The organism is Parapedobacter soli (genome assembly GCF_025460835.1).
GTDB lineage: Bacteria > Bacteroidota > Bacteroidia > Sphingobacteriales > Sphingobacteriaceae > Parapedobacter > Parapedobacter soli.
On the sequence record NZ_JAMXAY010000024.1, the window covers coordinates 63,518 to 73,790 of the forward strand.

Below are 10,273 nucleotides of genomic sequence, written 5' to 3' on the forward strand. Positions count from 1 at the left end.
ATGAATAGGTTCTTCCAAACAATTACAGCACTCTTTCTCGTATTATCGGTTTCGGCGCAAGACCTTGCCCATAAGATTCCGAATGATGCGTTTGCTGTGGTAAATATCCGGACTGATCATTTTTTTAAGCTCATGTCCGTCGATGATTTCGATCGATCAAACATTGGAAAGATAATCATTGAAAAATCACGGCAGGCGGACCTCCAGGAGGTGAATAGCATCGCAGACTTCGGTATTGCGCTGGATCGCCCGGGCTATTTCTATGCAACGCTTTCTGATAGCATCGTATACCTTAGCTTCCTGTTGCCCATTGCAGACGTGGAAAAGGTAGAGGCTCATTTTGCCAAGGGCGAGACCGTCAGCAGCCACGGAAAATTCAGGAGCTTTACCAAAGCGGCTACGGGTGACAGCGTTATTTTTGCGTGGGACGAGACCATGCTCTCCATTACAACGCCGAGCCTAGTAGATGGTTATTTCCTGCAGGATGACGTAGCCGAACGATACGGAATCCGTAACTACAGCTATGCGGACTATTACAATCAGCCGGTTGATGAAGAAGCCACCGATTGGGGTAGCGTTGAATGGTGGGCAGACAGTGTGTATGCCGATACAGCAGCGTGGGATGAAGTAGCGGCAGTTGCCGACTCGGTTTATGCTGAGGCCGATAGTGTTGCCTACGAATACGATGATTATAATGACGCAACATTGCTGGGTGAAAACCAGGATGAAGAAAACCTGTACGATACGTATTATGCAGCAGACCAAGAAATAAAGCGGAAACTCGCTAACGAATGGGGAGAGGCATTTGTGGAGTCACAGTTTAATAGCGTCCCGGTGGCGAGTGTACTCACCAACCGCTCCTATTTATCAAGCGTAAGCAAGGATGCGCTGGCAACTCTTTGGATTCCAAGCTTCGAGGCTATTTATACTGCTCTGCTTCCCGAACTGCTAGATTTTGGCGAAAGCGGTGACCTGTTCAGCTATTATGGGAGCCTGCAGGTTGGGCTCTTTGCCGATAAGGAAGGATTTAAGCTGAGGTCCCAGATGGAACTGGAAGACAGCATGGCAAAAACCTTTAAGCGCATCTATGGCAGGAAACTCAACCGGAAATTCCTCAAGTATATCAACGTAGATGAAGCGATCGGACTATTTGCTCTGTCTATGGATACACGGGCCTATTTGGAAGAACTACCCGGATTATTGAAAAACACATATGCGAACTTGTTCGAGCAGTATAAAGACGATATCAGCCTTGGAGCAGATCTGGTGTCGCTACTTCTTGACGAGGCAGCTATAGCGAAAACAGCCAAAGGTGATGCGCTATTCGTACTCAACGGGCTGGCGGAACAAGAGGTGCCTTATATCAGCTATGAGTATGATGAAGATTATAACTACACCGAAGTGGAAGCAACCAAAGTAGAAACGATTCCCGACTTCCTATTGATGTTTTCGTCTGACGATGTGTCCTTGTATAATCGGATCATGACCTACACCACCCGCAAAGGATATGTCACCGAAGATGATGGTGTATATCGGCTCAGCCAAGAGGATCTACCCTTTGAACTGGTATTTACGCGGAAAAACGGAGTCGTATTCGTGGGCACATCCGTTGAACAACTTGCTTCTATTGTGGCCGGTAGCTACCAAGGGAAAGTAGATAGGCAGACCCGCCGTCTACTCACCAAGAATAAGTTTGCCGGATTGCTCAGCGCCAGAAAGCTATCCAAAGAGGTCCCGACGGAACAGCTTGTTTCGCTTGATCGCTACATAGCATTCCAGAAGATATTCGGTTCCATGGGCGATTTTTATTTTAAATCGGATGGAGTGAAGGGGAACCACATCTCGGCTGAATTTGTGGCAAGGACACCGCAAGGCTACGATAACGCCATACAGTACTTGTTCGGACTGGTAGATTATGCACTTGACCAACGCTAGCTTTCGGTTTGATAACGCCATAAAAAGGCTCGTGTTAGGACGCCGCTATTGTTTGCATATCAGGGGCTTTTTAGCTATGTTTGCCGTCTTATGAGCAAACAGACGGACGACTTCTTCAAGCAGGTAGTTTCACACGCAAAGGAATACGGGTTTGTGTTCCCTTCAAGCGAGATATATGACGGCCTTAGCGCAGTTTATGATTACGGCCAACTAGGGGCTGAACTGAAAAATAACCTGAAGCAATACTGGTGGAAAGCCATGGTGCAGCTCCACGAAAATATCGTGGGTATAGATGCTGCGATCTTCATGCACCCTACCACTTGGAAAGCTTCGGGCCACGTAGATGGGTTCAATGATCCGATGATTGACAACAAGGATTCGAAGAAGCGCTATCGCGCCGACCAACTCATAGAAGATAAGATTACCCGCTACGAAACTGATGGAAAAGCCGATAAAGCCCAGCAGTTACAGACCGACCTCGATGCGGCACTGAATGACGATGACCTCCCACGCCTTAAAGCCATCATTGAGGAACACGGCATTGTATGCCCCGTTTCCGGCACCAAGAACTGGACTGAGGTTCGGCAATTCAACCTGATGTTCTCCACCCAGATGGGGGCATCTGCTGAAGATGCAGAAACCGTGTACCTGCGGCCAGAAACTGCCCAGGGAATTTTCGTCAATTTCCTTAACGTGCAGAAAAGCGGGCGGATGAAGGTGCCGTTTGGTATAGCACAAATTGGGAAAGCATTCCGTAATGAGGTTATCGCACGGCAGTTCATCATGCGTATGCGTGAGTTCGAGCAAATGGAGTTACAATTTTTCGTACGCCCGGGCACCGAACTGGAGTGGTATGAGAAGTGGAAAGAAATTCGCTTGAAGTGGCATCTGTCGATCGGCGGTAACCCAGTGAAATACCGCTACCATGACCATGTGAAGTTGGCTCATTACGCGAATGCCGCTGTTGATATCGAGTACGAATTTCCCTTCGGATTCAAAGAAGTAGAAGGTATTCACTCGCGTACAGACTTTGATCTCAAACAACACCAAAAGTTTTCGGGTAAGAAGCTGCAATATTTTGACCCCGAAATCAACCAGAATTACGTGCCCTATGTGATTGAGACCTCCATCGGTTTGGATCGGCTGTTTTTAACGGTGCTTTGTAATTCATTTGAAGAACAAGACCTGAGTACAGGCGACAAAAAAGACGCTCGCTCCGTATTGCGCTTCCACCCTACACTGGCACCGGTGAAAGCAGCGGTACTCCCATTAACGAAAAAAGATGGCTTGCCCGATAAGGCGAGGGAGATTCTCGGCCGCCTGAAAATGGATTATAATGTACAGTATGATGAAAAGGACTCCATCGGTAAACGCTACCGCCGCCAGGATGCTATTGGAACTCCATTTTGCATTACTGTAGATTATCAATCGTTGGAAGACAATACGGTCACTTTGCGCCACCGCGACAGTATGGAGCAAGAGCGGGTTGCCATCAGTGATTTGAACCGTATCGTTGATGATTTGGTAGGCTGGAAGAACATGCTGGCAGCTTTATAGGTTAGACGACTTTATAGCTTAGAATTACCCCCGGCTTTTACGTACTTGCCGTTTACGAGGATATCCACAGGAGCACCGGACGGTGAGAAAACACGGTAATCCACCACGAGACCATTACGCCACTGGATATCTACTGTGTAATTCCCCCGTGCTTTCAACCCCCTAACCTCTCCGTCTTTCCATGCGGCCGGCAATGCGGGAAGCAGGTGGATAAATCCTGAGTGACTTTGGAGCAGCATCTCAGCGATACCGGCGGTACCACCAAAATTTCCGTCGATTTGGAAAGGTGGATGAGCACAGAATAAGTTCGCGTAAGTGCCGGCGTTGACTCCGTCATAATCCGTGTCTGCCGCACGGCCAAACGCCGGCTGCAGCAGCTGGCGTAAAATTTCCAATGACCGGTTGCCATCCTGCAGCCGTGCCCAGAAAAGAATCTTCCAAGCCCGGCTCCATCCCGTTCCACCGTCTCCCCTTGCCTCTAGGGTTCTTTTAGCAGCGGCCGCCCAGTCGGGTGTAGTCTGGGGTGAGATAAACGCCGCAGGGTACAGCCCATAAAGATGTGATACGTGCCGGTGCTTTGGCTCGGTTTCTTGATAGGCCTCCAGCCACTCCATCACCCGTCCGTCAGGGCCAACCCGTACAGGTGGAGGTAAGTAATCCAAACTATTCTCCAGCGACTCTACAAAAGCATCCCGCATCCCCAATATATCGGCTGCGGCAATTACGTTATTATATAGTTCTCTTACAATCTGATTATCAATCGTGGGGCCCATTACCACGCTGGCCCGTTTACCGTTAGGCATCAAAAATGCATTTTCCGGAGAAACAGACGGCGCAGTAACTAACCAACCACTATCAGGTACTTTTACAAGTGTATGGTGGTAAAACCGAGCAGCATCTCGCAACACGGGATAAACCTCCTTAAGGTAGGCAGTGTCTGTGGTAAACAGGTAGTGCTCCCAAAGATGATTACACAACCAGCCCGACGCCGTACTCGACCCCCAAGAGGCCTGTTCACCCGGAGCCGAATACCCCCAGACGTTCGTCATCATGTAACACACCCAACCCGGCGCATTGTAATACGCCTTCGCCGTATTCCTGCCCGCCTCGGCAAGAGATTTGATCATCTCGATAAAAGGACCATGTAATTCCGACAGATTGCCGACTTCTACGGGCCAATGGTTCATCTGTGTATTGATGTTTAAGTGGTAGTCACCATTCCAGGGCGTTTGCTCCTGGTGTGCCCATAACCCCTGTAGATTGGGGGGCAATAGCCCTTGCCGTGTGCTGCAAATGCTGAGGTACCGCCCGTATTGGAAATATAAAGCAGCTAATGCAGGGTCACTTGCCGGGTTGTTGAAGAATCTTTCTAACCGTCTATCCGTTGGAAGGTCAGCAGTCCGGGGACCGGAGAGGTATAGCGAGACCCTGTTAAACAGTTGCTGAAAAGTTGAAATATGACACGCTTTCTGCTTTTCGTAGGGCGTCGCCAATGCATTTTCTAACAATTGGGTCGACTGTTGTTCGTAAGCGATTCCCCTGAAATCAGTGGCAGCCGAAAAATAAATAATTGCATCGTCAGCACCTGTGAGCGTTAGCTGCGTACCCACAGCAGCCAGCACGCCACCTGTATGTTGTATGCGGACACGTGCCAAGTACCGCATCCCGGTACCCCCATGGCCATCGTTCAACGCACCGAAGAGTTGCAGCTCGTTGCCTACTACCCGGAGGTCAGCATTTTTATTCCGTGCTAAGGTCACCGAAAAAGTCAACGCTTTTGGGGTGTCGGCAGAAAGCCGGATTACACCGACATCACCTTCGAAAGATGTAAAATATTCTCGAAGGTACCTTACCCCGCCCCGCTTATACGAGGTGCCGGCCATCGCTGTTGGTAGGTCGAGGTGCCGTCGGTAATTTTCTACTTCACCTTGCTGGTCACCGTAGTGGATCTGCATCTCGCCCAGTGTTTGAAAACAGCCGTAGGGCACATCAGCGCCCATTCCATAGCCGCTGCCTTCTCCAACACACACGAAATTCGCGTTCACCAGCTGTTCGGCTTCGTCGTTTCGGCCTTGGAAGAGTAGCTGCTGGATGTGGGCCACGCTTTTATGAGCAGCATAATTGTTAGCATCTTGTTTGCTGCCGGACCAAAGCGTGATATCGTTTAATACAATTTTTTCATCACTGAGTCCGCCGTCGGGCATCATGCCCAAACGGCCATTGCCTAGAGGCAACGTCTCTTCCCAAACGGTCGCAGGCTTGGCATACCACAGCTGTAGCGCCTGTTGGGCTTGTGTGGCAGAGAAGAGGCTAAAGCAAAGGATGAGACAGCCTAGTCGTTTCATAATGTTGGTTCTGACTTCATTTCAGGGCTATACATGTTTATCTCTGCGATGGATATAGGGGATTGACCGGCTGTGGCACCTGCAACTGCATGGACAGTGAACCGGAAATAGCGGGCTTTTACTTCACGGTCGAAAGCTATGTACTGCATGATCGGGTTGGCAGCGATATTGGCAAACTCACCCATTGCGGTGGTATCCCATACTTTTCCATCTGAGCTTGTGGCGAGGGCATAGCGGCTCACCAGTGCTGTGGCGTCACCGTCTTGCCGCGGCAGGTAGCTGAAGCCTGTAAGGGTGTGTAATTGCCCCATATCCACTTCCACCTGCTGTGGCAGGTCTACTTCCGCTGTCAGCCAAAATGTTTCTTTGTTACCATCAACAGCCAATGTGGGATCTCCACCTCCGAAACCGTTGTAAATCAATTGCCAGTGTGTGCGATCGACACCTATCCGTTCAGTGTCGGCAAGGGCGTTGGCTGAGGCGGCGGCCTTGAATAAGCCAAAGTCAGCCAACGCTATAGCAACGGGCGCAAATAAACGTAGCCGTAATCGTTGAGCCGTTACGGGTTTTTCTAGAGGAATTATCCGGTTGGGCCCGATACTGGTTGCTTGTGCAAGGGGTATCCACGCCTCGTTTTCCCATATATCTACCCACACACTGTCCAGCCGCTGGCCGAGCTTGATATTTTCACGTAGACGAATCAAGTCGAAAGTTTTCGCAGACTCCAGGTCGATGACTAGCGCAGGGCTTGTCACATCGTCATCGGTTGCCCAGTAGCTATAGCGGTCATCATCAAGTAGGTAGTCAGGCCCGAAGGTGGCAGCATGGCCTGCACGGATATTCGAAGCGTCGAATTGGGCGCCAATAGCTAAGTTTATCGCGAAGGTCTCCCTTAGTTTCTCGCCAAAACCCTTAAGCGAAATCACATCAGCTGGATGGAGTATGCCTTCCGGCGTAGGCGCGAGCCCTAAGTTGAGGGCTGCCCCGCGCCCTACGCTTTTCAAATATAGGTCGAACAGTTGATCCGGTGTTTTCACTTGGTGGTCCTGCTCCGGGTGATAAAACCAGCCGGGCCGTAGTGGGACATCGCATTCTGCAGGAATCCAGAATTTCCCGTCTCGCTGGCCGCTGCCCAAGAAGCGGTCATCCACATGCCCGGGAGCGGCCTTTCCACTGTCGGGACCAATCGGGGTGAAGGTCGCCCATGATGTTTCTGGGGCGATGCCCTTTTCGTTGCCCACCCACCGGGTATCCGGGCCGATATCACTGAAAATGACAGCCGTTGGTTGCATCTCTCGGGTGATGGGCCAGGTCTTTTCCTCCCATTCATAGTAACTGGATCGGTCTATGCGGCGCATTTCGTTGGCCCCGCCGTAGTATCCGTCGCCACCATTAGCACCGTCGTGCCAACTGGTAAACAATTCGCCATAACCATTATATAACTCGCGTAATTGTTCACGATAAGCATCAGCATATTTTTCATTGCCGTAGTTAGCGTCGTGGCGGTCCCATGCCGATACGTATACGCCAAATTGCATCCCCTGGTTATGCGCAGCTTCCATAAACTCTCTTACCATATCACCTTTACCGTTACGCCAGGGACTGTGTGAAATATTATAGTCGGTGGTTTTAGTAGGCCAAAGGCAAAATCCGTCGTGATGCTTAGCTACGGATATTAGTCCTTTGAGCCCCGCCGACTTTGCTGCTGCCGCGATTTGGTTGGCATCAAAGTGCGCCGGATTGAAAAGGTCCGCGGTAGCATCACCAAACCCCCATTCCTTATTTTGGAACGTAGTGGGGGTGAAGTGTATAAGACAATACAGCTCCATTTCGTGCCAATTCAGCTGGGCCGAGGTTGGTGTAGGCCCATAAGGTGCCGGTCCGTTCTTCTGTCGATCGTTGTTCCCGGCGCAAGCACTCAACATAATGAGCGCCGCCAGCGGAATCGTATTTACCAGTTTCTTCATATTGGAGCTTGCCATAACAAATCGGTTTAACCGAAAGTAAAGATACCAGTTTACGCATTAGATGGAAGTGATTGCGAGAATAATTGAATGTTTTGGTAAATTATTTGTATTCGATGGAACGTGCTAATTAGATAGTCCTAGGGTATAAAAACAAAATATTTCATAGATAATCAGCTAGTTATAATGAAAATGTCGTGTTTGGACTATTAAACACTACATAAAAGGTAGACTTTATGTATATTTGTCGCCACAATATGGTATATCAGCTATCGGAGGTATTATGACACGAGAATCTTTTTTAAAGAACCCCAGCGAAGAACCCAGAATCACATTGGTGGGCGCAGGTCCAGGTGATCCCGATTTAATTAGTCTGAAAGGGATCAAAGCGCTTAAAACAGCAAAAGTGGTTCTCTATGATGCGTTGGTGGATGAACGGTTGCTGGCACATGCGCCTTCGGAAGCAATTAAAGTATATGTGGGGAATCCTTCAGGCGATGAGAATTTCTCACAGGATGTGGTTAACCGCCTTATGGTGGATTATGCCCTGAATTTCGGCCACGTCGTTCGCCTGAAAGGCGGAGATCTCTTTGTTTTTGGCCGTGGGTATGAAGAACTGGAGTATGCCGCCTCGTACAGTATAGAAGCAACGGTTATTCCCGGGATTTCGAGCGCTATCTCTGTGCCTGGCCTACAGGGTATTCCCGTAACCCATCGGGGAGTCAGTAACAGTCTTTGGATTCTTGCAGGGTCAGATGAAAAGGGCAATCTTTCGGAAGAGCTGAAAGATGCAGCCAAGAGCCGTGCTACGGTAGTTGTCTTACTCGGATACGACAAACTGCCAGAGATTGTCTCCCTTTATCAAGCAGAGGGGAAGGGACGCTTGCCCGTTGCCATAATCCAGAATGGATCTATGGAAAACGAACGTGTGGCTATCGGCATTGTTAATACTATTGTGGAGGTTGCCGAGGAAAAGCAGATCGACACTACCGGCCCCGTTCTGTTGGTGTTTGGGAGTACGGTCGAATTAAGCGCTCAGTTTCAAAACATCAGTCGATTTTTCCAGCTGGCCGTTTGCTCAGAGTGAACCTAACAGCCAGTAACCAACAATAACTGTAACTGTTCGTTAGATACTATTTGCTTGGAGCTGGTTGGTCACTGACACAGCGGAAACCAAGGTTGTTGCTTCCACTGCTAATCTCCCCCTTGCCTCGACTGCCCGCAATGTAGCGCTCACAATATTGTTCATTACAGAGGAAAGAGCCTCCGCGCTGAACCCGTTTCACAGCTCCCGGCTCCATAGGGTCGTAGCTGTCTGTGGGCCCCTTAGGATTAGTAGAGGTGCTGGTTTCGTAGTAATCGGGCCGGTAGTAATCCGAACACCACTCCCAAACGTTTCCATCCATATCATACAAACCCCAAGCATTGGGTTGATATGACTTCACCGGGGCTACGCCTTTGAAACCGTCTTCGCCATTATCGTCCGTGGGGAAGCTACCCTGATAGACGTTCGCTATCCACCGCCCTTCTGGCTTTAGTTCGTCGCCCCAATAGTATTTGCTGTTTGCGTGCCCGGCGCGTGCTGCATATTCCCACTCCGCTTCGGTAGGAAGGCGCTTTCCTGCCCATTTTGCAAAAGCAGCCGCATCCTCATAAGCAATGTGCACTACAGGTTCATTTTCTCGGCCTTGGATATTGCTCTTCGGACCTTCCGGATGCCGCCAGCTTGCTCCAATGACATAGGTCCACCATTGAAGGTGATTGTTTAAACCAACTTGTTGGTTTGGTGGGGTAAATACCGCCGAGCCTGGTTGCAGCGCATCAAGGGGGACGTTCGGAAAATCCTTCGGGTCCAGGGGCCGCTCAGCAACAGTTTGATAACCCGTTGCTGCAACGAAACGGGCAAACTGTGCGTTCGTTACTTCGTGCTCGTCCATCCAGAAACCGCCTACGGTCACTTCGTGTACAGGGCTTGCATCGGCAAAGTCCGCCGTTCCCATGAGGAATGTCCCTCCAGGGATATAGACCATCGTAGCGTCATCTGCACCTAGAAAAGTATGTTTATTTTCAGACTCTGCAATAGCGGCTGCGCGGGAAGGAATTCCATGTGAAACACATATTGCTGTGGTATCCACGTCGAATGCATTCACTGTTTTCGCTTCGTTTTGTGACTGGTTACAGGATGTTATGATGCCAATTGAAAACAAGCCTATTAGTCCATTCCTCAGTATCATGCTATTTTACGTTTTTAATGCATGCAAAATTAACAACAATCAAACGCTAAAGATATGGTTTTGAAGGCTAATATTACAAAGATTAGCATAAATGACGGGGATAAAAACTTCATTTGTGCTTATTATTTGGCGGTTCTATTAAAAAAGGAAACCCCTTCAGTTTTCACTGTTGGGGTTTCTTTAATTCCGGGCGCCGACCTACTCTCACGCCTTTTACGGCAATACCATCGGCTCTGGC

Annotated in this window: 6 protein-coding genes; 3 read left to right on the plus strand and 3 right to left on the minus strand. The window is 49.5% G+C overall.

Annotated elements, in window-relative coordinates; genetic code table 11:
- A complete protein-coding gene (locus NGM62_RS11780) occupies positions 1-1,935 on the plus strand; it encodes a hypothetical protein (RefSeq protein WP_262248184.1) in 1,935 nt (644 codons plus the stop codon).
- 90 nt (positions 1,936-2,025) lie between these two features.
- Positions 2,026-3,492, plus strand: coding sequence for a glycine--tRNA ligase (locus NGM62_RS11785; RefSeq protein WP_262248186.1), 1,467 nt, complete (start codon positions 2,026-2,028; stop codon positions 3,490-3,492).
- An 11-nt stretch (positions 3,493-3,503) separates the two neighbouring features.
- Here the strand turns inward: NGM62_RS11785 and NGM62_RS11790 are convergent, their stop codons facing one another.
- Together NGM62_RS11790 and NGM62_RS11795 are read right to left on the minus strand one after the other, a co-directional pair.
- Positions 3,504-5,837, minus strand: coding sequence for a glycoside hydrolase family 95 protein (locus NGM62_RS11790; protein ID WP_262248188.1), 2,334 nt, complete (start codon positions 5,835-5,837; stop codon positions 3,504-3,506).
- Positions 5,834-7,819, minus strand: coding sequence for an alpha-L-fucosidase (locus NGM62_RS11795; protein WP_262248190.1), 1,986 nt, complete (start codon positions 7,817-7,819; stop codon positions 5,834-5,836). Before NGM62_RS11795 ends, NGM62_RS11790 begins: the two co-directional genes overlap by 4 nt.
- A 265-nt stretch (positions 7,820-8,084) precedes the next feature.
- Between NGM62_RS11795 and cobA the strand changes: the two genes are divergently transcribed.
- Positions 8,085-8,888: a uroporphyrinogen-III C-methyltransferase gene (gene cobA, locus NGM62_RS11800; protein WP_262248191.1), complete on the plus strand. Its 804-nt coding sequence runs from the start codon at positions 8,085-8,087 to the stop codon at positions 8,886-8,888.
- A 46-nt stretch (positions 8,889-8,934) separates the two neighbouring features.
- Here the strand turns inward: cobA and NGM62_RS11805 are convergent, their stop codons facing one another.
- Positions 8,935-10,035: a formylglycine-generating enzyme family protein gene (locus tag NGM62_RS11805; protein WP_262248193.1), complete on the minus strand. Its 1,101-nt coding sequence runs from the start codon at positions 10,033-10,035 to the stop codon at positions 8,935-8,937.
- Positions 10,036-10,273 lie beyond the last annotated feature (238 nt).